Annotated in this window: 18 protein-coding genes; 11 read left to right on the top strand and 7 right to left on the bottom strand. The window is 47.6% G+C overall.

Annotation, left to right across the window (positions count from 1 at the left end):
• Window positions 1–363: 363 nt before the first annotated feature.
• Complete coding sequence (locus tag VIM72_RS25610) at window positions 364–1,914, bottom strand: SUMF1/EgtB/PvdO family nonheme iron enzyme (RefSeq protein ID WP_142685592.1); 1,551 nt, start codon at window positions 1,912–1,914, stop codon at window positions 364–366.
• A 153-nt stretch (window positions 1,915–2,067) separates the two neighbouring features.
• Between VIM72_RS25610 and porU the strand changes: the two genes are divergently transcribed.
• The 8 genes from porU (at window position 2,068) to VIM72_RS25570 (ending at window position 13,431) form a co-directional block, all read left to right on the top strand.
• Window positions 2,068–5,472 (top strand): type IX secretion system sortase PorU, encoded by a 3,405-nt coding sequence (gene porU, locus VIM72_RS25605; protein ID WP_332005667.1) that lies wholly within the window; start codon window positions 2,068–2,070, stop codon window positions 5,470–5,472.
• A gap of 104 nt (window positions 5,473–5,576) precedes the next feature.
• A complete protein-coding gene (porV, locus tag VIM72_RS25600) occupies window positions 5,577–6,749 on the top strand; it encodes a type IX secretion system outer membrane channel protein PorV (RefSeq protein WP_332005666.1) in 1,173 nt (390 codons plus the stop codon).
• 123 nt (window positions 6,750–6,872) lie between these two features.
• Window positions 6,873–7,361: a 2-C-methyl-D-erythritol 2,4-cyclodiphosphate synthase gene (ispF, locus tag VIM72_RS25595; RefSeq protein WP_332005665.1), complete on the top strand. Its 489-nt coding sequence runs from the start codon at window positions 6,873–6,875 to the stop codon at window positions 7,359–7,361.
• 37 nt (window positions 7,362–7,398) lie between these two features.
• The gene (gene dut, locus VIM72_RS25590; RefSeq protein WP_089889304.1) at window positions 7,399–7,842 is read left to right on the top strand and encodes a dUTP diphosphatase; all 444 of its coding nucleotides are present in this window, start codon (window positions 7,399–7,401) and stop codon (window positions 7,840–7,842) included.
• A gap of 3 nt (window positions 7,843–7,845) precedes the next feature.
• Window positions 7,846–9,582, top strand: coding sequence for a tetratricopeptide repeat protein (locus tag VIM72_RS25585; protein WP_332005664.1), 1,737 nt, complete (start codon window positions 7,846–7,848; stop codon window positions 9,580–9,582).
• A 24-nt stretch (window positions 9,583–9,606) separates the two neighbouring features.
• A complete protein-coding gene (locus VIM72_RS25580; RefSeq protein ID WP_332005663.1) occupies window positions 9,607–10,443 on the top strand; it encodes a DUF4292 domain-containing protein in 837 nt (278 codons plus the stop codon).
• A 90-nt stretch (window positions 10,444–10,533) separates the two neighbouring features.
• Window positions 10,534–11,970, top strand: coding sequence for a murein hydrolase activator EnvC family protein (locus VIM72_RS25575; protein WP_332005662.1), 1,437 nt, complete (start codon window positions 10,534–10,536; stop codon window positions 11,968–11,970).
• A gap of 111 nt (window positions 11,971–12,081) precedes the next feature.
• The gene (locus VIM72_RS25570) at window positions 12,082–13,431 is read left to right on the top strand and encodes a murein hydrolase activator EnvC family protein (RefSeq protein WP_332005661.1); all 1,350 of its coding nucleotides are present in this window, start codon (window positions 12,082–12,084) and stop codon (window positions 13,429–13,431) included.
• Here VIM72_RS25570 and bshA read toward each other — a convergent pair.
• Window positions 13,428–14,567, bottom strand: a complete 1,140-nt coding sequence (bshA, locus tag VIM72_RS25565; protein ID WP_332005660.1) for an N-acetyl-alpha-D-glucosaminyl L-malate synthase BshA — start codon at window positions 14,565–14,567, stop codon at window positions 13,428–13,430. The genes VIM72_RS25570 and bshA overlap by 4 nt on opposite strands.
• A gap of 179 nt (window positions 14,568–14,746) precedes the next feature.
• Here bshA and VIM72_RS25560 point away from each other — a divergent pair, with 179 nt between their 5' ends.
• Both VIM72_RS25560 and VIM72_RS25555 read left to right on the top strand, forming a co-directional pair.
• Window positions 14,747–16,120, top strand: coding sequence for a M20/M25/M40 family metallo-hydrolase (locus tag VIM72_RS25560; protein WP_332005659.1), 1,374 nt, complete (start codon window positions 14,747–14,749; stop codon window positions 16,118–16,120).
• A 23-nt stretch (window positions 16,121–16,143) separates the two neighbouring features.
• The gene (locus tag VIM72_RS25555; RefSeq protein ID WP_332005658.1) at window positions 16,144–16,533 is read left to right on the top strand and encodes a hypothetical protein; all 390 of its coding nucleotides are present in this window, start codon (window positions 16,144–16,146) and stop codon (window positions 16,531–16,533) included.
• Between the two features lie 38 nt (window positions 16,534–16,571).
• Here VIM72_RS25555 and VIM72_RS25550 read toward each other — a convergent pair whose 3' ends face one another.
• The 5 genes from VIM72_RS25550 to VIM72_RS25530 all read right to left on the bottom strand — a co-directional run bounded on the left by VIM72_RS25550 (window position 16,572) and on the right by VIM72_RS25530 (window position 22,010).
• On the bottom strand, window positions 16,572–17,285 hold the full coding sequence (locus tag VIM72_RS25550; protein ID WP_332005657.1) for an SAM-dependent methyltransferase: 714 nt from the start codon (window positions 17,283–17,285) through the stop codon (window positions 16,572–16,574).
• Window positions 17,285–18,049, bottom strand: coding sequence for an EI24 domain-containing protein (locus tag VIM72_RS25545; protein WP_332005656.1), 765 nt, complete (start codon window positions 18,047–18,049; stop codon window positions 17,285–17,287). Before VIM72_RS25545 ends, VIM72_RS25550 begins: the two co-directional genes overlap by 1 nt.
• Window positions 18,050–18,240: 191 nt before the next feature.
• On the bottom strand, window positions 18,241–19,254 hold the full coding sequence (locus tag VIM72_RS25540) for a PorP/SprF family type IX secretion system membrane protein (protein WP_332005655.1): 1,014 nt from the start codon (window positions 19,252–19,254) through the stop codon (window positions 18,241–18,243).
• 169 nt (window positions 19,255–19,423) lie between these two features.
• Entirely contained in the window at window positions 19,424–20,077 is a 654-nt protein-coding gene (gene upp, locus VIM72_RS25535) for a uracil phosphoribosyltransferase (protein ID WP_332005654.1), read from the bottom strand.
• 43 nt (window positions 20,078–20,120) lie between these two features.
• On the bottom strand, window positions 20,121–22,010 hold the full coding sequence (locus VIM72_RS25530; RefSeq protein ID WP_332005653.1) for a vWA domain-containing protein: 1,890 nt from the start codon (window positions 22,008–22,010) through the stop codon (window positions 20,121–20,123).
• A 101-nt stretch (window positions 22,011–22,111) separates the two neighbouring features.
• Here VIM72_RS25530 and VIM72_RS25525 point away from each other — a divergent pair, with 101 nt between their 5' ends.
• Entirely contained in the window at window positions 22,112–23,203 is a 1,092-nt protein-coding gene (locus VIM72_RS25525; protein WP_332005652.1) for an anhydro-N-acetylmuramic acid kinase, read from the top strand.
• Window positions 23,204–23,667: the final 464 nt, after the last annotated feature.

The raw sequence follows: 23,667 nt of genomic DNA, 5'->3' as shown, positions 1-23,667 counted from the left end.
CAACGGCCCGGACCTGCTTAACCTGAAAGACGGGGACCTGCAATACCAGGTGGACTTCAAAAGCGTGTATGCCACCCTGTTATCCGGCTGGCTGGGCGCCGATGATAAGGCGATACTGAAAGCGGAGTACCCGCATTTATCGTTTGTTTAGCGCGCGGATTTTGTCTTGGAACACTGATTACGCTGATTATAATGATTAGTTTGATTTTGTTCTTTGGATTTTATAAAAGATTAAGGGAGATAAAAGCAATCTGCTTATATCTCCCTTAATTATTTCAAACACTAAAAAATAAAATCAAACTAATCATTATAATCAGCGTAATCAGTGTTCCAAGACAATCGCCGAAGGCGATCCCCTCCGCACTATCGTTTCTGGCGTTGTTTCTTGAACAGGTTACCTGTTTTGAACTTGTTACCTTCAGGGCTACCTACACGGTCCATTGCGCAGCGGAAACCAACGGTATTGGTGGCCATATCTTCCTGCATGTAACGGCGGGTGCCTGGTGAAAGCCAGTAAGCGCGGTCGTTCCAGCTACCACCTTTGATCACGTGTGATTTATCGTTGATCAGGGTAGTGATGCCATAGCCATATTCTACCTGGGAGAGAGAGTCACCATCGAGGTAGTTGATCACATCTCCTTTCTGGTAGTTAAGACGGTTGGCGCTTTCTTCATCTGTAACGTCACGCATTTTCAGGTGGCCAAGGCTGTCTTTTTCAAACTCTTTATTCTCGTTCTGGTAAACAGTCTGGAATTTATTACCACGGAAGTAGTTGAAGTCTTCCCCATCGATCGGGTTGAGTGGTCTGTATACATCCAGTACCCATTCAGCCACGTTACCGGACATGTTGTAGATGCCGAATGTGTTAGGGTAGAAGGAGCGGATAGGACCAGGGATGGAAGCACGGTCGTTCAAGCCACCGGCCACACCCATGTTATCACCGGAACCACGCTTGAAGTTGGCCAGGAACTGGCCCTGCATGGTACCGCGGCGGATATCACGTAAACCGCTGGTGTTGGTGCCCCAGGAGTAAACCTGTTTGTTCATGATCAGCTCTTCCCCATGTTTGCCTTCTTTTTTGGAAGGGCCGGGGTTCTGACCTATATAACCCAGTGCGGCATATTCCCATTCTGCTTCAGTCGGAAGGCGGTAGTTGGGTAACATGATACCATCTTCAAAAGCGGCATTACGGGGAGTACCATCAGAATTTTTGAATTGATCTTTCGCACTCTTCGACATTTTACCCGGAGTACCTTCGTATAAGCCGGCAGTGTAAGATTTTGTGTCGAAAGTGTTGTCGTCCGACTGGTTGTTCACATCTGCCTTGGAAAGGAGCCCTTTATCCATCAGCAGTTTTTCGTTTACACGGTTGGAACGCCATTTACAGTAGTCGGTAGCCTGTTTCCAGGTAACGCCAACTACAGGATAGTCGTTATAAGCAGGGTGACGGAAATAATATTCCACCAGCGGCTCGTTGTAGGCCAGCTCACTACGCCATACAAGGGTATCCGGCATTGCGTTGCGGTATACTTCAGGGAATGATTCCCCGTATACGCGGTTCAACCAGTAAAGATATTCACGGTAATGTACGTTGGCTACTTCAGATTCATCGATATAGAAGGAGGAAACCGTAATACGGCGCGGAATATTATTCCAGTCGCCCATTACATCCTGTTCCGTTGCCCCCATGGCGAATGTACCACCCTGTACAAAAACAAGGCCCGGACCAGTTTGCTGGTTCACGTTTTTTGCTACGCTGAAACCGCCCATTTTCTGGTCGTTATAGTTCCAGCCCGTAGCGGAAGAAGCCTGCTTCTTCTTACCGAAAAGTCCCCCGCCGTCCTTATGACAGGCACTCATGGATAGCATTACGCTGGTACCTACGAGCAATGATAAAGAGGTTAATCTACGCATGCGATACAGCTTTAGTCTAGTATATTTACAGTAAACGCAAATGTACTCTTTTTTATTTTATGGCGAAAAAAATTAATTTGTAATTTGCTGCCAATCGTTCCCGCTGATAAGGGTCTTTCTATATCAACCGGCCGAAAAACTGCGATTAAGGTAATGAAACTCAGTTATATTTTTATAATCCTGTTCCTGCTTTCTTTTTTTAAGAAGGGGGAAATATATGCCCAAAGCAGCCTTCGGACTTATAAAAAAAATTCAGTGCTGGCAACAGGCAGCTGGTATAAAATAGGTATCAGCGCCCCTGGTGTTTATAGAATAGACGCCGCCTTCCTGCAAACCCTGGGCATCACTGGTTTGCGCTCCACCGCGCTTCGGTTATATGGCAACGGGGGGCAAATGCTTGGGGAGCCCAATGCCGCACCGCGTTACGACGACCTTCCGGAAGTGGCCCTGCATATGGAAGACGGGGGCGATGGTGTACTGGATGGCAGCGACTATGCCCTTTTTTACGCCCCCGGGCCACATCGCTGGTTGTATAATAGCAGTACCAAAACGTTTACGCACCAGCGGAACCTGTATGCCGATACCGCCTGGTATTACATCACCACAGCCGGAACAGGGCTCAGGATAATCGCTGCCGGCGATGAGCCGGTAGCTGCAGTGTCGGAATATAACTTCGACTTTCATGACTTTTATGAACAGGACAGCATTAATTTCCTGAACAGCGGCAAACAATGGTGGGGCCAGGAATTCAGTAAAGTAACAGGGCTTACCCGCAGCTACGGCTTTAAACTGCCGGCAGCCCCGGAAGGAAAAGTGTGGGTCAGCATACGGGCTGCAGCCAGGAGCAGTAGTGGAAGCAATTTCAACGCCACCGTAAACAAAGCGGCCGCAATAACCAATATGTACCTGCTGCCTGTTACAGGCAATATTTTTGAGGGCGTAGCTACAGCGGCTATAGCTACCGGCGGTGCAAACACGGATCAGGCAGCGCTGGAAATAGGAGTAGAATTTTTACCAGGAAATATCAATGACCGGGGATGGCTGGACTACCTGGAAATACAGGCACGTTGTGCGCCGGTATTGCCTGCCTCAGGTATGCTCGGTTTCCGCAGCGCCCGCTATGCAGGTTCCGGGCTACCTGCCCGTTTTGCGGTGCATAACGCCAACGCGCAAACGTATATCTGGGATGTTACCGATCCCCTGCAACCCGTGATAATGAAAACCACCCTGCAGGGGGATTCACTGTTATTTACCGGTAAAAGCGACCGGCTTCATGAGTACATTGCCTTTACCGCTGCGGCGGCCGGGAAACCTGCTTTCGCGGGAACAGTGCCCAACCAGGACCTGCATGGCAACGGCCCGGCCGATATGATCATTGTGACCACCCGCAGACTGCTGCCGCAGGCAGAACGCCTGGCTGCCATGCACAGGGTGGAAGACCAGCTGATGGTGCAGGTAACCACTATCGACCAGGTATACCAGGAATTTGCATCCGGCACGCCGGATCCTACCGCCATCAGGGATTATATAAAAATGTTTTACGACCGGGGCCCGGCCCCACGGTACCTGCTGTTGTTTGGCGCCGCCTCCTACGACTACCGGCAGCGGGTTAAAAATAATACCAACGATATTCCCTCCTGGCAAAGTGAGGCTTCTCTTGATGCCATCCGGTCTTATGTTTCCGACGATTATTTTGGCATCCTGAAAGATGGCGGGGATATTACCGGCACAGGCAAGCCGGATCTGCTGGACATCGGTATCGGCCGCATCCCTGCACGCAATGAAGCGGAAGCCAGGCTGGCAGTGGATAAGATCCTGCGATACCGGCAGCCGGCGGCATTTGGCGCCTGGCGTAACCAGGTAACACTGCTGGCCGATGATGAAGATGATAACCTGCATTTTGAAGATGCAGAGAAAATGGGAGATATTCTATGGAGCAGTGCACGGGTGATGAATACAGATAAGATCTATGCAGACGCCTATCCCCAGGAAACGGGAAGCTCAGGTGCAATTTACCCGGAAGTAAATAAAGCCATTGCCGCCAGGATAAATAAGGGTACGCTGATACTCAATTATACCGGTCATGGCAGCAATGCGCGCCTGGCCGCGGAAAATATAGTGGATGCTGCCAGTATCAGTGATTGGCACAATGAAAACAGGCTTCCTTTGTTTATTACAGCCACCTGCGATTTTGCGCCTTATGACGATCCGGGCATCACCTCGCTGGGACATAAGATATTATTACAGCATACAGGCGGGGCTATTGCACTGATGACTACCACCCGGGCGGTTTTTGCCGCCTCTAACCAGCTGATGAACGCCAGCTATTTCAAAGTGGCTTTCACACCATCTGCCGATGGGCGCATGCCTGCCCTGGGTACTGCTGCCATGCTGGCCAAGAATCTCACGTACAACAGTTCTGCCGATGCAGTGAATAACCGGAAGTTCCAGCTGCTGGGAGATCCGGCGCTCACCCTGGCATTTCCCACCTACCGGGTAATCACCGACTCCGTTAATGGGAAGCCAACTACGGGATTACCCGATACGGTGAAGGGCCTTGGCATCTACACCGTGAAAGGACATATAGCAGACGCTCAGGGAAACCCGGCGTCAGGTTACAACGGCGTTCTTTATACCACTGTATATGATCAGCCGGCCCTGTTGAAAACCAGAGGCAATGACGCCGGCAGCCAGGTGGCTGCATACCCGGTGCAGCAGAATGTGTTGTTCCAGGGAACCCAGACAGTGAGCGGGGGCAGGTTTTCTTTTACATTTATGGCCCCGGCTGATGCCAGGGAAGGCAATGGTAAAGGAAAGATCAGTTATTATACCAGTAACGACCGGCTGGATGGTAATGGCTATTTCGATAATTTCACTATCGGAGGGCAGGCATCTCCACCGGTGGCTGATGTTACCGGTCCGGCAATAAGCGCCTGGCTTGATAACCGTAATTTCAGGAGCGGGGATATCACCGGGCCTGATCCTTTACTCATAATAGATCTGGCAGACAGCAGCGGTATCAATATTTCAGGTAATAATGACCTTCACCTGCTGACAGCAATTCTGGATAGTACAGAATATTTTGTGTTAAATGATTATTTTGGGGCATCTTTGGACAGCTATAAGAAAGGTAGTGTACTATTCCCATTAAAGGGATTGTCAACTGGAGAACATAAAATTACGGTCAGGGTATGGGATTCATGGAACAATGAGACTACAGCAACTATTTATTTCAAAGTGGCCGAACAGGGCGTGCTGGCTGTAGATGATGTAAGGAATTTTCCGAATCCTTTTCATGATGTAACAAGGTTTTCTTTTTTGCATAACCGCCAGGGAGAGGAGCTGGAGCTTACATTACAGGTGTTTACATTAGCCGGAAGACTGGTAAAAACCATGCGTAGCACAATAATTTCTACCGCTGGTCGTTTTGAGGGCATGCCCTGGGATGGTCGTAATGATTCGGGAGCAAAACTATCCACAGGACTGTACGTATACAGGCTAACAATCAAAACTTCCACGGGTACGAGCGTAAAGGGTGGTAAGCTGATGTTATTGTAGGCTATGCCGGGAAATAATTTTTACCATTATCCCAAATAAACCCCTTTGTATGTTATATTAATAAATAAGATTATTTTTACATCCTTATCAAATACAAATTCTGCATGATCCGAAAGGTAACAATGGGCCTTGTGTTCATTTACGGCACTTTCATAAGTTTACAAACCTCAGCGCAAATTCCTAACCCTGGGCAAACAGATGGGCGTACCAACACCATCAATACCGCGGTGCCTTTTCTGAGAATTACACCGGATGCACGCAGTGGAGCCATGGGCGACGTGGGAGTGGCACTATCACCGGATGCATCTTCTATCTATAACAACCTGTCCAAACTTCCATTTGCTGAAAAGAATGGTGGCTTGTCAGTAACTTATACACCCTGGTTAAAAGAACTGGTAAACGATGTATTCCTGGCTACAGTATCCGGCTACACAAAGCTGGATGAGCAGCAGGCCATTTCCGGTTCGTTAAGATATTTCTCTCTTGGAACGATCAACTTTACGGACGTTACCGGTATGCCTACAGGTGATTTCCGCCCGCGTGAATTTGCGCTGGACGCAGGGTATGCCCGTAAACTGTCTGATCATTTCGGCATAGGCTTAACAGCCCGTTATATTTATTCCAACCTGGCTGGCGGGCAAAGCAACGGTAGCGTGAGCATTAAGCCGGGTAAAGCCTTTGCCGCCGATTTGTCCGGATTTTATACCAAGGATTTTGAGAAAGATGATGGCCTGGTAAACAGGCTGAATGTAGGGTTGGCTATTACAAATATCGGTACCAAAATTTCCTATACCAGTTCGGCCGCCAATAAAGACTTCCTGCCCACTAACCTGGGCATCGGTACTGCCTACACCATAGCGCTGGATGAAGCCAACCAGCTTACATTTGCGCTGGACATCAATAAACTATTGGTGCCTACCCCGGATACCGCCGGATTATATAAAGAGAAAAGTACACTGGAAGGGATCTTCAGCTCTTTTGGTGATGCGCCCCTTAAGGAAGAGCTGCAGGAACTGATGTATTCTGTTGGTATGGAGTACTGGTATAACCAGCAGTTTGCAGTAAGGGCCGGTTACTTCAATGAAAATAAGAACAAGGGTAACCGCAAATATTTTACAGCTGGTATCGGCGTTAAGTATGATATTTTCGGGCTTAACTTTTCCTACCTGGTGCCTTCAGGCTCAGGAATCCAGCGTAACCCGCTTTCCAACACCCTGCGGTTTACACTTACGTTCGACCTGGGGCCGAGAGACGAAGAAAGCCGTACAGGATGGTAACACATATTTAGTCGTTTAATTATATAAATGATTGAAACAATTGAATCCCTCCGCAAAACGGGGGGATTTTTATATTTATTGCCTTACCTTGCGGATTGGCAAAATGATTTAATTATTACAAATATGAGTAGGATACGTATAGGATTGGGAGTAGATTTCCATCAGCTGACAGAAGGCCGGGAATTCTGGCTGGGAGGGGTACTGGTGCCGCATCATAAAGGGGCGCTGGGGCACAGCGATGCCGATGTATTGTTACATGCCATTTGTGATGCGATGCTGGGAGCGCTTTCCCTGGGAGATATCGGAGTACATTTCCCGGATACTGATAACACTTACAAGAATATCGACAGTAAAATATTACTGGCCCGGTGCGCACAGCTGATAGGGGAGAAAGGATACCAGGTGGTGAATGTAGATAGTACTTTGTGTTTGCAGGCGCCGAAAGTGAAACCATATGTACCTGAAATGCAGGCGGTGATTGCAAAAATCCTGCATGTGGGTGTAGAAGATGTATCTGTGAAGGCCACTACCACTGAAAAGCTGGGTTTTGTAGGCCGCGAGGAAGGAGTTACCGCACATGCGGTGGTATTGCTGGAGCACATCACCCAGTAATTCACCATTCATAATTATTTTAAAATATCTTTGTTCAATGGCGGATATCATTGTGAAAATAATCAATAAGTCGGGTAATGAATTACCGGCCTATGCAACGGCAGATGCGGCAGGAATGGACCTTCGCGCACATTTGGAAACAGCAGTGACCCTGCAGTCGCTGGAAAGGATGCTGATCCCTACCGGGTTGTTCATGGAACTGCCTGCTGGCTATGAAGCGCAGATCCGCCCCCGTAGCGGTTTAGCCATTAAGCAGGGACTTACGCTCCTGAATACGCCTGGCACGATAGATGCAGATTATCGCGGGGAGATTAAGATTATTATGATCAACTTATCCAACGAACCGCAAACCATACAACCTGGCGACCGTATTGCCCAGATGGTTATTGCTCCTTTTGTTCAGGCGGTCATAGAACCGGTAACCGTGCTGACAGAGACTGTTAGAGGCGTGGGGGGATTTGGACATACCGGTAAATCCTGATAAATGCGGATATACTTCACCGTTATAGGGCTAACTGGGATGTTATTAATGGGAGCCTGTAGTGGTGCCAAACAATCAGCATCACGCAAAAACGCCACCATTAATAATTCTACTGTGCTGGCACAGCGGGCGGATAGCCTCTTCTTTGCTGCGCAGCGCTCCAAAATGCTGGGCGACTACCGCACGGCTATCACCCAGTATGCCGACTATCTGCGGCTGAATAAAAATAACGCCACCGTTAACTACGAATTAGCCCGTCTTTTTATAGAAGTACAGAATGCCGGTAACGCGCTCATCTTTGCCCGCCGCGCTGCTGCGCTTGACCCGCAGAACCATTGGTTCCAGGTAACGCTGGCAGACGCCTATGCAGTGAATGAGAAATTTGATAGTGCGGCCTACGTGTTTGAAGGTCTTACCAAAAGATACCCCGATAACGAAGATTATCTTTATAACAAAGGAATTTTACTGGCAAAAGCCAATAAGCCTGCCTCTGCACTTGCGGTATTTGAACAGCTGGAAAAAAAGGTGGGCGTGGTGGAAGAACTTATTTACCAGAAGCAGAAACTGCTGCTGAAGATGAGTATGGTGGATGAAGCGGCAGCAGAAATTAAGAAACTGATCAGCCAGGAACCAGGGGAGATCAGGTACTATTACCTGCTGGCAGAGATATACGATGCAAACGACCGCATACCCGAAGCGGCAGCCGTATATCAAACCATCCTGTCTAAAGATCCTGATAATCCCAGGGCTCTCATCGCGCTGGCATCTTACGCAAAGAAAAATAATGACACGGTTACCTACTGGAATAATCTTACCAAAGCATTTGCCAACCCGGGTTACAGTATTGATGAAAAGGTGGCGTATGTATATCCGTACCTGCAAATGATGAATACGGATACGGCTAAGCTGGATGAAGGATTACAGCTCACTTCCCTCATCATCAAAGCACATCCGGCAGATGCAAAAGCATATGCGCTCAGAGGGGATATGTTTTCACAGGCAGATATGCTGGACAGTGCAGAGGTAAGCTACAAAAAGGCCCTGAGCCTTGACGACAGCCGTTTCTCTGTATGGTATCAGCTGATGTGGATCTATTCCCGTAAAGATGATCCCACTGCGCTACTGGCGCTCAGCAATAACGTAACCGGCAAATTCCCAAAAGAATTTATGGGCTACTATTTTAAAGGAGTAGCCAGTTTCCTGCTGCAGCAGTACCCCGGCGCCATCAGTGCGCTGAACACCGCACTGGAAATAGGTAATGGAGAGAAGAAATTCCTGGGAGATATTTATTCGCTGCTGGGCGACTCCTATCATGCTACCGGGCAGCACCGGCAATCAGACAGCAGCTATGAACGTGCTTTGCTGCTACGTCCGAAAGATGCGCTGATCATGAATAATTACAGCTACTATCTTTCTTTAAGAGGCGAAAACCTGGACAGAGCGGCAGAAATGTCGAAACAATCGCTGGAACTGGAACCGGAAAGCCCTACTTATATGGACACTTATGCATGGATCCTTTTCCGCCAGGAAAAGTTTGCAGAAGCAAAGGTGTGGATTGAAAAGGCATTGCAATACCCGGAAGCACAGAAGAATCCAAATGTGCTGGAGCACTATGGTGATATCCTGTTTAATCTGAAAGAAGTTACAAAAGCGGTGGAATACTGGCAGATGGCTAAAGACAAGGGAGCATCCTCTGTAGACCTGGCCCGTAAGATCGCTGAAAAAAGATATATTCAATAAGCATTTGCTATAAGTCATCGCTCAATGAAGAAAAAAATAGAAGTCACACTTTTAATTATAATCACCGGTTTGGGAATGATGGCCTGCCGGCATCCCAGGAAACTGGCACGCAGCACGTTCCCTGCAGCTGATACAAATAAGGTAACCCTCGGGGGCGACAGCTCCTCAAACGTGGAATTAACCCGTTTTACAAACGAAATGCTGAAGGGTATCCACGCCAATCATATTGAGTTCAATACCTTTTCCGGTAAAATGAAGCTGGCTTTTGAAACAGACAAGAAGAGCCATAATAACCTGAATGCTACTTTCCGCATAAAAAAAGACAGCATCATATGGATATCCGTTTCTGCCCCGATTGTAGATGAGGTGATCAGGGCGGTGATCACACCGGATAGCCTTAAAATGTATAACCGTTTGGACAAACAGTTATTTCTCCGGAAGATGTCGGATGCGGAAGAGCTGCTGAATATTCCTTTTGATTTCAGCACCCTGCAGGATATGCTGATCGGTAACCCGGTGTATCTTACTGATTCCGTTTACCAGGTAGTAAAAACACCAGCTATCATCTCCTTCAGTTGTGATCATGCAAAGTTTATCAGTCTCTTCAATGTTTTTGCCGATGACTACGGATTACAGCAAAGCAAAGTGATGGATAAAGACAGCACAGGCGCCGGCAGACGGTCGTGTGAGCTTACCTATGGCGACTATACTAAAGTAGCCGGCCGCAAATTCCCTACCACCCGCCGTATTTATGTTGAAGAAAAGAACGTTACCAAAGTAGCGCTCGATTTTACACGGTACGATTTTGATGTGCCACTCTCTTTTCCATTCAGCATGCCCGCCAGCTATAAGCGTATGTAAAATGTTAATTGAGTAAATGTCGCCTTCATTAAACTAATAAACGTTGTATATTTATTTAATTTGCAGTTACTAAATTTAGTCATGTTGTATTTGAAGAAGATTATCCCGTTTATGTTGATGCTATGGTTACTGCCAGCCATATTGGTTGCCCAGAATAATGGGCAGCAACAACCATCGCGGGAAGAACTGGAGCGAAGAAAGAGGGAGCTGCAAAGAGAAATAGATGATGCAAATGAACAATTAAAGGAAACCAAGAAATCTACTAAAGAAAGTCTTGGCCAGCTCCGGGCACTGCGCGACAAGATCACGCTGCGTACCCGTTTGATCAATAATATCAATGAGGAGATTAATTTTATCAACGGGGATATTAATACCGCTGCGCGGGATGTGAAAACGCTGCAGAAAGACCTGGACACACTGAAGGCCCAGTATGCGCAACTGGTGATCTATGCTTATAAGAACCGTTCTTCTTATGATATGCTGAACTTCGTATTTTCTGCAGAAAGTTTTAATGATGCCGTAAAACGTTTTCAGTACCTGAAGCAATACCGTGAATACCGCCGCCGCCAGGCAGATAATATCGTTTCCACACAGGAACAGCTGAATCAAAAGATACAGAACCTGGAGTCACAACGGTTAAGACGTTCAGATGCACTGAAAACAGAGCAGGAACAGCGTAATACACTGGAAATAGATAAGAAAGAGAAAGATGAAGTACTGAATAAACTGAAGGGACGTGAGAAAGAGCTGGTAGCAGATATTAACCAGCGTAAGAAGGATGCCCAGAAGGTACAACTGGCCATCAGGGCGGTAATCCGCCGGGAAATAGAAGAAGCCCGCCGTAAGGCTGCGGAAGAAGAAGCTGCCCGTCGTAAAGCTGCAGAAGAAAAACGCAGACGGGAGGAAGAAGCCCGTAAAGCCGCTGCACTGGCTGCTGCGGAAAGGGCAAAGGCCGCTGCCGCCGCTAATAATAACAATAACAACGCCGCCAATACGCCGGCGCCAGCACCAGCGCCTCCGGTAAAAACACCGGAACCGGCGCCGGAACCGGAGAAACCGGCGGCCCGCACAGAAAACGTGCTGGAAGCTACTCCCGAAGCACTGGCATTGTCTGAAAGTTTTGAAGCCAATCGCGGTAAACTGCCATGGCCGGTTGATGCCGGTAATATCATTGAGCATTTTGGTATTCACCAGCATGCAGTGATGGAGCATATCCAGGTGCCTTCTGATGGTATCGTGATTGCTACCAATAAAGGTGGCGCCGTGAAATCTATTTTTGACGGTGAAGTGAAATCGGTGGTGGTAATGCCAGGTTCAGGATATGTAATTATTATCCGTCACGGACAATACTTTACTACCTATGTACGTTTGCAAACTACCCGGGTGAAGAAAGGGGATAATGTGAAAACGGGCCAGGTAATTGGTACAGCCAGCACCAACGATATTGAAAATACCGGTGAGGTGGAACTGCAGATATGGAAAGGTATTACCAAACAGAATCCTGAGCAGTGGATCCGGAGAAGATAATGTAAAATAGCTGAAACTATACGAGATAAAGCTGGAAGTATTTAAGGATGCTTTCAGCTTTGCGCTTACTAACCAAATGCATTTTTTTTGAGAAAGTTGATCCCTCTTTTGATGGCTCTATGGCTACTGCCTGTGCTGTTGCATGCTCAGCGGGGTAGTAAGCAATCGCGCGCGGCACTGGAAAACCGTAAACAGGAGTTATTGAAAGAAATAGAAGAAGCCAATAAAGCGCTGCAGCAAACAAAGAAATCCACCCGGCAAAATATAGCCCTGCAACAGGAACTAATGCAGAAAATTTCTTCCCGGAACGCCCAGATTGTTCATATCAACAATGAAATCAGTTTAATAGAAGGAGATATCAGCAATACTAACAGTAATGTACAAACGCTGGAAAAGGAGGTGGACTCCCTCCGGGCAAGATATGCACAGCTGGTGGTTTATGCCTATAAAACACGTGACTCCTACAGTGTGCTGAACTTCTTTTTTTCGGCCACCAGTTTTAATGACGCTATCCGCCGTTATCAGTACTTGCAGCAATATCGTGAAAACAGGCGACGGGATGCAGAAAGTTTGTTGTCTACTAAAGTATTGCTTGGAGAGAAACTGGTAGCCCTGCAACAACAGAAGGCCAGGAAAACAGGGGCGCTGCAAACGGAGCAGCGGGAGCGGACAGATCTCCTGGAAGATAAGAAAGAAGCAGATAAGGCCATTGCCCAGCTGAAAGACCAGGAACAGGAGTTGCAGCAGCGTATTAATAAAAGTAAGGCTGAGGCCCGGCAGGTAGACCGGGCCATCCAGGATGCCATCAGGCGGGAAATAGCCGCGGCTCAGAAGAAAGCTGCAGCACAGGCGCTGGCCCGTAAAAAAGCGGCAGACGCCCGTCGCCGTGAACTGGCCGCTGCCCGTAAAAGGGCTGCTATTGCTGCCGCCAAAAAAGCAGGAAAAAAATTACCAGTGAAAACAGAGAAAGAAGAGAAGGAAGAAGAGGAAGCCCCGGTAGAGAAAACTTCCAGTGAAGATGCGCTGGTAGCCACTCCTGAGGCACTTACGTTATCGCGCGATTTTGAGTCAAACCGGGGCCGCTTGCCCTGGCCGGTAGATGCTGGCCGTGTTGTTGGTCATTTTGGCGCCGGCAGGGTGGGGAAAATTGAAGTGGATCACAATGGCACTATCATCGCTACTGCCAGGGGAGCCGCAGTGAAAGCCATTTTTGACGGGGAAGTAATTATGGTATTCATGGTACCGGGCGCAGGATATATGGTAACCCTGCGCCACGGAAAATATTTTACCAACTATGTGAGATTACTGGATGTTCGTGTTAGCAAGGGAGCTTCTGTAAAACGCGGGCAAACACTGGGCGTAGCCGCTCCGGGTGCAGGTAGCAATACCGGGGAAATAGAATTACAGATATATCGCAACATGGTGAAACAGAATCCCGAAAAATGGATACGCGCCCGTTAGAGCAGCTGTACCTGTTTTTGCAATACTTCTTCGTATAAAGCCTCGTATTGAGGAATAATATTATCGATATGGAAGCGTTGCGCCTGTTCCCAGGCTCCCTGTCTTACCTGCTCCAGCAAGGCTTCATCTTTCAACAGTTTTATTGCATGGGCTGCCATTCCTTCCACATCTCCCACATTACTCATATAGCCGGTTTGCCCCGGGATATTGATTTCCGGTAAGCCTCCCGCATTGGAGGAAATCACCGGTACCCGTGCAGCCATTGCTTCCAGTGCCGCCAATCCAAAGCTTTCATATTCCGATGGCAGCAGGAACAGGTCACTGATAGACATCACATCTTCCAGTTGCTCCTGTTTTCCTACAAATCTTACATCTTCACAAATGCCTAATTCCCGGCAAAGACATTCGATAGAGGGCCTGTCCGGACCATCGCCTACCAACAGCAGTTTTGCCGGCAGCTCCTGGCGTACCCGGGCAAATACCTTTACCACATCAGGTACCCTTTTTACCTTACGGAAGTTGGATACATGCAGCAGGATCTTTTCGCCGTTGGGCGCAATCGCCTGCCTGAAATGAGGCAGTTCCCGGCGGCTGAAGCGTTGGGTATCCACGAAGTTGTAGATGACCGCTATATCCTTTTCTATCGGGAAAGATTTATAGGTTTCATCCCGCAGGTTTTCAGAAACGGCGGTAATGGCATCCGACTCGTTGATGGAGAAGGTAACTACCGGCTCGTAGGTTTTATCTTTACCCACCAGGGTAATATCTGTACCGTGCAGGGTGGTGATAAAAGGCACTGTTCTGCCATGCTTTTTCACGATCTGCTTAGCCATGTAGGCGGTAGATGCGTGTGGAATAGCATAGTGAACATGCAAAAGGTCCAGTTTCTGGTTAATGATAACATCCACCATGGTGCTGCTGAGGGCAGACTCATATGGAGGGAAATCAAAAAGTGGATATGTAGGCACCTGAACTTCGTGATAATATATATTAGCGTGAAATGCGTTAAGCCTTACAGGTTGCTGATATGTAATAAAGTGGACCATATGGCCTTTGTCTGCCAGGGCTTTCCCCAGCTCTGTGGCCAGCACCCCACTACCACCGTACGTAGGGTAACATACTATTCCTATGCGCATGAGTTGATTTTTTGCATCCCGCAAAGGTACTAAAAAGCAACACGATATCACATAATGTATAGGAGAGAGGGATAAGCGGTAGCCTGCGGCGGTCAGCGCAGGAATTAACCGCCCGGGCACCTTTATGCTTTTCTCCTTCCACTTTTTTATTAGTTTTAACCATAAATTAACCTGCTCCGATGAGAAATTATATTGTGCCAATCTTATTAGCCTGTGCCCTGCCAGCCGTGACTGTGGCGCAGGAGAAGGATTCAGTAACATTGAGGAAATTAGCCGATGAAGTATTAACCCATAGCACCGCGTATGAAAACCTGCGGGTGCTCACAAAGCAGATAGGCGGCCGTTTGGCGGGATCACCCCAGATGGTGAAAGCCGAGCAATGGGGCGTAAAAGCGCTTAAAGCGGCCGGTGCAGACACCGTTTATCTCCAGCAGTGTATGGTGCCACATTGGGTGCGGGGCGCGAAGGAAGAAGCCCGTATTATCTCCAAACGCCGGGATTTTATACCACCATTGGAAGTGCTGGCCCTGGGCAATTCAGTGGGCAGCGGCCCTGATGGTATAACTGCTCCTGTACTGGAAGTAGCTTCTTTCGACGACCTGGAAGCTAAAAAGGATCAGGTAAAGGGAAAGATCGTTTTCTATAACTATCACTTCAATCCCACCTTCATAAAAACATTTCATTCCTATGGCGACGCCGTAAAATATCGTGGCCAGGGAGCCAGCCGGGCTGCGAAGTACGGGGCTTTGGCCGTGATTGTAAGGTCTATGTCGCACGGCGCCAACAACTTTCCGCATACAGGCGCCATGCAGTACGACAGCGCCTATCCTAAAATCCCGGCAGTGGCCATAGGGTTGGAAGATGCAGACCGCTTAAGCCAGCGTTTGAAGGATGATAACAGCGCCAGCGTATTCCTGCGTACCAATTGCGAAATGAAGAAAGATACGATCGGGCATAACGTTATTGCCGAACTGAAAGGCAGTAAATACCCGGATCAGTACATCACTGTTGGCGGGCATCTCGATTCATGGGATGTAGCAGAAGGCGCGCATGATGATGGCACTGGTTGCGTACAGTCCATAGAAGTGCTGCGTGCCTTTAAAGCATTGGGACTGAAGCCGGAGCACACCTTGCGCGTAGTGCTGTTTGCCAATGAGGAAAACGGTACCCGCGGTGGTAAGAAGTATGCAGAAGTAGCCAAAAACCGCGGTGAAAAGCATGTTTTTGCGCTGGAAAGCGATGCCGGCGGATTTACGCCAAGGGGCTTCACCACTACCATGGACGCTGCCCTCAAATCAAAAGTGGATAGCTGGAAGCCGCTTTTTGCGCCGTATGGCATCTATGATTTCGATGAACCTGGAGGAGGTGTGGATGTAGGCCAGCTGAACGCCGCGATGGGTACGCCCATGGCGGAGCTTTCTCCTGATTCCCAACGGTATTTTGATCTTCACCATGCGGCAAACGACGTATTTGAAGCAGTGAATAAAAGAGAACTTGAATTGGGTGCGTTTGGTATGGCTGGTTTCATTTATCTTGTAGATGAGAATTTCTGATCATCCATCACTAAAAACTAACTATGGGCCGGTTTGTCTTTATTATTGTGTCTATTATCATACTGGTATTGGGCGGTATTTTCTTTTACAAATACTACTTTGTTTTCGGACAGGGAGTTAAAGCAGGAGAGCTGAATTATTTTGTGCAGAAGGGATACATCTTTAAAACCTATGAAGGCAAAGTAATCCAGTCGGGATACCGCGGGAAAGTAGCCGGTACGATCCAGTCGAACGAATTCCAGTTTTCCGTGAGCAGCGAAAGGGTTGCACAGCAGCTGATGACTGCCAGCGGAAAAACGGTGGAGCTTCACTACAAAGAGTACCTGGGCGCTATTCCATGGAGAGGGTACAGTGCTTTTATTGTAGACAGTATTATTTCTATCAAGGATCCAATGAGGCAGGACCTGCCTTAAAAATACCGGGGGAATTACGGCATCGTAATTCCCCTTTTTTATTCCTTACCTGCGTATAACAGGAAAATGGCCGGTCGTTTATGAAGGTCGGGCAGCTGTTTTTTCCATTCCTTCACCGTTTTTGTTTTAATATATTCTGTGGGAGCCGTGATATCTGCGGCAATGCATAGTTGCGTATAGTCTTTACAGTTATCCAATATATCCTTCAGCAGCTGGTTGTTACGGTAGGGTGTTTCAATAAATAATTGTGTTTGTCTTTTTCTTTCGGATTCCTGTTCCAGGTCGCGGATCATTTTTGTTCTTTCGGGAGATTTGACGGGCAGATATCCCACAAACTGGAAATTCTGGCCATTCATACCGGAGGCCATGAGGGCCAGCAGCATGGAGTTGGGCCCGATCATGGGAATCACCCTGGCATTGATGGTATGCGCCAGTTTTACGATGAGGTGGCCAGGATCCGCGATGGCAGGGCATCCTGCTTCACTGAGGATACCTATGTCTTTTCCTTCGAGCAAGAATTTTTTTGCGAGCACCAGGTCCGGCGCCTGGTTTTCATTCATGGGCAGCAGTTGCAGGTTATCTATCACAATATTTCTATCGAGCGATTTCAGGTACCTGCGGGCTGTTCTTTCGTTTTCCACATAAAAAACTGATAACCGCTGTACGATAGCGGTAACATAAGCAGGAATACTGAACAGGGCATCGGCGCTCAAAACAGTAGGAACCAGGTACACGTTGCCGGTAGTACTCATTATTTCAGTCTTTTTGTTTGTAAGTCAATGGTAGCCGCAATTACAGCATAGGAGGGGGCCAGCATCCAACCCAGTACAGGAATGAGCATAAACAGGTAAAATACCATACCATTGCCGATGGCCATACCCCGGTGCTGACGGATAAAGTGGATGCTCTCCGACATATTCAGGCGGTGTCTTTCACAACTGTAGTCCATCATGGAGAAGCCGTAAAAGTAAGATTCAATAAAGAAACCCAGCATCGGGGTGATCCAGCCTACTACCGGTATAAAAGAAAGCAGTAACAGGGCCAGTATGGCGCCTGTCTGGTAAACAATATTCCGGCACGACATCCTGATTCCCCGCAGGATATCCTCTCCCAGCTGGGACCAGCTGAAGGGAAAGTCTTTATGATCCAGGATGGCTTCTGTCTTCTCAGATAAATAAGAAAATACAGGGGAAGCCACAATCAGGAAGAGATATTTAAAATAGGAGAAATACCAGAACACGAATATTATCCGGATAGAAAACGCTACCAGGATAAAAAGAAAACTCAGCCAGCTGCTTTCCAGGTCCTGTACCCATTCTGTGATGTGCATCAGGCGGGTGAGGTATTCCACAAAATCGCCGGAGTAGCCCCATACAAAGTAAAATCCTGTAAAAAACAACAGGCAATAAATGACTCCCGGAATCAGGATCCATTTCCATAACTTATGCTGTAGTATGAATTGATGGGCTTTTCCGTAAGACTGGACCGCCGACAGTACTTCTCTGAATGAAAACAACGCCTGAATATTTTATTGTAACTGAATGTGTGTTTTTCCTGGTTTATATGAAAGAGTAGCGAAACTAACGCAAAATTAACAATGATTGTTATGATTTTAAATGATTTATCCTGATCCGGGAAGAATAGCGCATGTTCCTTTTGCTATTTTTTCCGGATCAGGATAATGATTTTGAAAAGAAGATCGCTGTCTTAGAAACGCGGACAGAGGGTTTTATATTTATTGTTTTGATTCCGGGTATGAATGTAGATAAGGGAAACTTCCAGGCCGCCGCGGTAGTTGGAGGCAGGCTTCAGGCTGGACACGTTGGTGTCGTAGGTAAGACCTATCTGGAAGCCTTTGATTTCGAGGCCCACATAAGGAATAACGGCATCTTTCATCCGGTACCAGCTACCCAGGTAAAAGGTGGTGGGATTATCATCCATATCGTTGAGCATAAAGCCGTAGGCGCCACCAAAGGTGAATTCGGAGGCCGTGCTTTGCTTCATATAGAGGATGCTGGCATGAAACCTGTCCTGCCCGTTTACCGGAACAGAACCTCCTCCGTGTACCGTCCACCGGTAGCTGAGCCGGTTTTGGGTAAGGTTCATGAATGATTCTGTAGGTTGGGTGATATGGTAGTAAGAAGCGCCCATGTAAATATTGGATGCTTCACCGATGAGACCGTTGTATAAAATACCGATGTTGGGATCGAAGTAAGATATTTTTGGATTCACCAGTGTTTCATTACTGGGAATCATTGGGTTATACCCGTTGTTATCGATCTGGTTTTCAAACTGCAATTTGGTATTGTCTATCCTTTTTTGCACCAGCGTTCCCTGAAGGCCGATGGCCAGGGTATGATTTCCTTCGGGATCCAGCCCTTTATGATAGGCTGTACTGAAGGAAAGATAACTGGAAGTGAGGGCTCCTCCGCCGCTTCTGTCGTACATTGCCATGAGGCCAACCCCCCATATATCAGTATAAGAGATCACGTTTTTTAAAATGCCGAAATCAATTGCTGCAGTACCTGTTACAAAGGGAGTGGAAATGCTCCTCCATTGCGACCGGTAGTTACCGGATAAACGATAATCTCCTGAAAATAAACCTGTAAATGCTGGGTTAAGGGTTAGCGGCGACGCAAAAAACTGCGAGAAGTGCGGGTCCTGCGCCCGCAGTGGATTTAAATAAAGCAATATGGCCAAGAATAGTAAAGCTCTTTTCATATAGTTAAGCTTATAGCATAGGGTGTTATGCAATACGGGTGAAGGTACAGCAATTAAATCACATATCAAATTAAATTCATGTATAAAAATCCCATCTGACAAAAAAGCGATAGCAGCTTTGTTCTTTTTAAAGATACAAAACTGCTATCTGCAAAACGATTATTCTATGTTATTGTTGTAATTTATTTCCGAAAGCAAGGTCGCCGGCGTCTCCAAGCCCGGGTACTATATAACCCTTGGCGGTGAGCTCATCATCAATATCTCCTGCCCAGATGGTGAGGTTTGCTTTGGTATTGCGCAGCACATATTCGATACCTACGGTACATGCAATGGCTACCACCAGGTGTATATGACTGGGTTTGCCTATTTCCTCCAGGTGCTCTATGGTTTTTACCAGTGAAGAACCGGTGGCCAGCATGGGATCGGAAAGGATAAGCACCTGCCCGTCGATAGAAGGGGTGCTTACATATTCCAGGCTGATGTCAAAAGAACCGTCGTGGTTATGTTTCCGGTAAGCAGAAACAAATGCATGATCTGCTTTATCGAAGTAGTGTAACAATCCCTGGTGCAGTGCAAGTCCTGCGCGCAGGATGGTAGCCAGTACCGGTTGTGATTTCAGCACCCGGCAGGTAGCAATACCCATGGGGGTAGTTACTTCCTTTTCTTCATAATCCAGTGTTTTGCTGATCTCATATGCCGCTACTTCTCCCAGCCGTTCCATATTGCGGCGGAAACGCATACGGTCCTGCTGAACGTCTATATTCCTGATCTCGCTTAACCATTCTCCCACCAATGAATTGGTTTCACTTAAATTGATAATCATGAGTTGTTCCTTTGAGGCCGCAAAATACCGAAAAATAGTGGAACTACTCTTTGTCCAGCAGCATCGCTTTTTTCACCAGCTGGATGAATTCAGCGCGGTAGCCTTCCGCATCCGTGCCCCTGGAATTGCCGGCCCAGGATAATACCTGGTCATATGTGGCAGTGCCTTTAAATGCAGAATGGCGCAGCAATTGTCCGAAGGCTGCCACGGAAGCGGCCATCCGGAAATCTTCCGGTGCATCGGTAATTTCCTGGTTGCTGTAGGGAAGCACTTTTTCCATCAGGATACTATGATCGCCGGCAGGTTGTTTGTATCGCAGTTTCACGGTAAGGACCTCGGATTTATTACCAATCACTTTTCCCTGCTGGTATTTCAGTGGATCTACCCAATTAACAGCTTCGTTTTTCCCGCCGGAAGGGATAATTTCATACAGGGCAGTTACGGTGTGCCCTACTCCCATATCCCCGGCGTCTTTTTTATCGTTGTTGAAATCCTCATTGGCAAGCAGGCGGTTTTCATAGCCCACTAACCGGTACGACTGTACGAATTGCGGGTTAAATTCCACCTGTAGTTTTACATCTTTAGCTACGGTGAAAAGCGTGCCGCCAAACTCCGTTACAAAGGTTCTGCGGGCTTCTTCAAAATTATCGATATAGGCATAGTTCCCATTTCCTTTATCTGCCAGCAGTTCCAGTTTATTATCTTTATAATTGCCCATACCAAAACCCAGCACTGAAAGGGAAATGCCTTTCTCTCTTTCTTTTTCAATCATCCGGGTGAGCTCTCCATCGCTGGAAACGCCTACATTGAAATCGCCGTCGGTAGCAAGTATTACACGGGTGTTACTGTTTTTTGAATGCAATTCACCGGCAATGTTATAGGCCAGTTTTATGCCTTCACCACCTGCAGTAGAGCCGCCGGCTTCCAGCTGCTCAAGCGCGGCCAGGATCTTTTTCTTATCGCTGCCGCTGGTAGCGGGGAGCACTACTCCTGCGGCGCCGGCATATACTACAATGGCCACCCTGTCTTCCGGGCGAAGCTGTTCCGTTAATACGGCAAAGGCCCGTTTTACCAGTGGCAGCCTGTTTTCACCAGACATAGAACCGGAAACGTCTATCAGGAAAACGAGGTTGGCAGCGGGAAGGTTACGGGTATCCACCTGTTTGCTTTTCAATGCCACGCGCACCAGCTGGTGCTTTGTATTCCAGGGGCAAATGGCCATGTCTGTATAAATGGCTACCGGGTCTTTTCCTTCCGGGGCTTTATACTGGTAGTCAAAATAATTGATCATTTCTTCCACTCTTACTGCATCCGGTTCCGGCATCATACCCTGGTTCAGGAAGCGGCGTACGTTACTGTAGGAGGCCCGGTCCACATCAATGCTGAAGGTACTTAGCGGCTGGTCGGTAGCTGTATGGAAAATATTTTCATTAATAGGGCTGTAGTCTTCTGTATTGTGCACAGGGGCTTGTACGTAACTCATCTGGTTGCCCCTGATGGTGGTAACTGAACCGGTCGTAGACATACGTTTTTGCGCGCCATAGCCCACCACTACTACTTCAGATAATGCAGCATTGGAGGGAATGACCCTGTCATGCATCACATACTGGTTCCTTTTTTTGTCGAGCGGTTGCAGGCTGGTCAGCTGCACTTTCAGTTTATTTTGCCCGGCGCTTACCGTTATTTCCTTAACCGGGTAGCCGGAAGCATTTACTTCCAGTATCAGCTTACCGGTGGCGGTTTTCAGGCTGAACTGCCCTTTTTTATCAGTGGCGGTTAACACATCTGTTCCTTTTACCCTAACCACTGCATTTGCAATGGGGCTTTTTAGCAGGCTGTCTGTTACCGTACCTGTAATAACCCTTACCTGTTGGGCAGTGGCGGTAAATACCACCAGGCAGCTGAGCAATAGTGAAGTGAGATATTTTTTCATGGCGAAGTAGTTTTCTGCCTGTAGGATGTGTGAGACGGTCCTGTTTCCATAAATCGTAAAAAAAATATTTTAAAACTACCTTTGCTGAAATTTTTTTGTCGATGGTATATAACGTGATTGGCACCATGTCTGGTAGCTCATTAGACGGATTAGATATAGTTTTTGCAGAACTGACCGAGATACGCGGACAATGGACCTATGTTATCAGGGCCTCAGAGAGCCTGCCTTATGAGCCGGAATGGGCGGAGAAGCTGGCACAGGCTACCTCGCTGCCTGCAAAAGATTACCTGCTGCTGCATACCGCTTACGGGCATTATACCGGCAGGCGTATCCTGGATTTTATTGAAAGGAACCAGCTGGATCATAAAGTTCATTTCATCGCTTCACATGGCCATACCACGTTTCATATACCCGCACAGCAGATGACGGCGCAGCTGGGCGATGGCGCTGCTATTGCCGCCGTAACAGGCTTGCCTGTTATCAACGACCTGCGGGCTGTGGATGTGGCGCTGGGCGGACAAGGAGCGCCTATAGTGCCTATCGGCGAGAAGTACCTGTTGCCTGGATACCAGTACTGGCTTAACCTGGGTGGTATTGCCAATATTTCTGCACAGCTGCCGGAGCAGTTTGTAGCGTTTGATATATGCCCGGCTAACCGGGTGTTAAATTCACTGGCTGCAGCGCTGAATAAGCCTTATGATGATGGCGGGGCACTGGCTGCCGGCGGTGTGGCTGATAGCAGCCTGCTGGAGCAATTAAATCAACTGGATTATTACACCAAACCATGGCCCAAATCACTGGCCAATGATTTTGGTACGGATACCATACTGCCGCTGATAGCGCCTTTGCGGCTTTCTGTACAGGGCAAGCTCCGCACATATGTAGAGCATATTGCTGCACAGGTAAGCCTTGCTGTAAAAGCACTGAAGGCGCAGCTGCCGGAAGGACCCGGCAAAATGCTGGTAACCGGTGGCGGCGCATTTAATACTTTCCTGGTAAACATGATCCGGCAACAGCTGGAGCCGCTGGATGTTACCGTAGAAGTACCGGATGAACAAACGGTTAGCTTCAAAGAAGCGCTGATTATGGCGCTCATCGGAACATTGCGCTGGAGGCAGGAGGAAAATGTATTGAGCGGGGTTACCGGCGCATCAAGAGATTCCATTAATGGTGCGTTATGGACCACTCATTAACCCGCAATGGGGTTGATCCAAAACAGCTTATACAGGCTTAATACCAGTCTTGCTTTGTAGTAACAATATTGTCTTGCGAACAACAAAGGCCCAATAACCTTTTAAACTAAATTAAGTAAAAGGTTATTGAGCCTTTTTTATAAGAGTAGCGCAACAGCCACTCCTGGGTCGGCCCTAAATGAATCGGCCGGTACTTTCTCCACTTTAAGATAATCCTTCCAATAATCCCGCAATTTTTGAAATCAACAGCCATTAAGGCCATAGCCCTACGCTATTTTACCTTTCTATATAGCCTACCTTTAAATAAAAGGATGATAAGCTATTCATAAACCATATCTATTAGATAAGGCTTATATAAGGGTTATCTAAGCCTTATATATAGGTTATATAAGGCTTATCTTTTAATTGATGTGTTCGCTTGCTGGTAATACGTTGGCTAATAAGATGGGTGACGCTACCGGCAG

The sequence above is a fragment of the Chitinophaga sp. genome (genome assembly GCF_036569185.1).
Classification (GTDB): Bacteria; Bacteroidota; Bacteroidia; order Chitinophagales; family Chitinophagaceae; genus Chitinophaga.
Note: the sequence above shows the minus strand (reverse complement) of the source record. Positions and strands in the feature narration are given on the sequence as shown.

What these genes read in the sequence shown, in the direction of transcription:
- VIM72_RS25525 (WP_332005652.1), top strand. Translation starts at nt 22,112, where the DNA reads ATGGTATATAACGTGATTGGCACCATGTCTGGTAGCTCATTAGACGGA.
- VIM72_RS25560 (WP_332005659.1), top strand. Translation starts at nt 14,747, where the DNA reads ATGAGAAATTATATTGTGCCAATCTTATTAGCCTGTGCCCTGCCAGCC.
- porV (WP_332005666.1), top strand. Translation starts at nt 5,577, where the DNA reads ATGATCCGAAAGGTAACAATGGGCCTTGTGTTCATTTACGGCACTTTC.
- VIM72_RS25550 (WP_332005657.1), bottom strand. Translation starts at nt 17,285, where the DNA reads ATGAGTACTACCGGCAACGTGTACCTGGTTCCTACTGTTTTGAGCGCC.
- VIM72_RS25555 (WP_332005658.1), top strand. Translation starts at nt 16,144, where the DNA reads ATGGGCCGGTTTGTCTTTATTATTGTGTCTATTATCATACTGGTATTG.
- bshA (WP_332005660.1), bottom strand. Translation starts at nt 14,567, where the DNA reads ATGCGCATAGGAATAGTATGTTACCCTACGTACGGTGGTAGTGGGGTG.
- ispF (WP_332005665.1), top strand. Translation starts at nt 6,873, where the DNA reads ATGAGTAGGATACGTATAGGATTGGGAGTAGATTTCCATCAGCTGACA.
- VIM72_RS25570 (WP_332005661.1), top strand. Translation starts at nt 12,082, where the DNA reads ATGGCTCTATGGCTACTGCCTGTGCTGTTGCATGCTCAGCGGGGTAGT.
- VIM72_RS25580 (WP_332005663.1), top strand. Translation starts at nt 9,607, where the DNA reads ATGAAGAAAAAAATAGAAGTCACACTTTTAATTATAATCACCGGTTTG.
- porU (WP_332005667.1), top strand. Translation starts at nt 2,068, where the DNA reads ATGAAACTCAGTTATATTTTTATAATCCTGTTCCTGCTTTCTTTTTTT.
- VIM72_RS25585 (WP_332005664.1), top strand. Translation starts at nt 7,846, where the DNA reads ATGCGGATATACTTCACCGTTATAGGGCTAACTGGGATGTTATTAATG.
- upp (WP_332005654.1), bottom strand. Translation starts at nt 20,077, where the DNA reads ATGATTATCAATTTAAGTGAAACCAATTCATTGGTGGGAGAATGGTTA.
- dut (WP_089889304.1), top strand. Translation starts at nt 7,399, where the DNA reads ATGGCGGATATCATTGTGAAAATAATCAATAAGTCGGGTAATGAATTA.
- VIM72_RS25540 (WP_332005655.1), bottom strand. Translation starts at nt 19,254, where the DNA reads ATGAAAAGAGCTTTACTATTCTTGGCCATATTGCTTTATTTAAATCCA.
- VIM72_RS25530 (WP_332005653.1), bottom strand. Translation starts at nt 22,010, where the DNA reads ATGAAAAAATATCTCACTTCACTATTGCTCAGCTGCCTGGTGGTATTT.
- VIM72_RS25610 (WP_142685592.1), bottom strand. Translation starts at nt 1,914, where the DNA reads ATGCGTAGATTAACCTCTTTATCATTGCTCGTAGGTACCAGCGTAATG.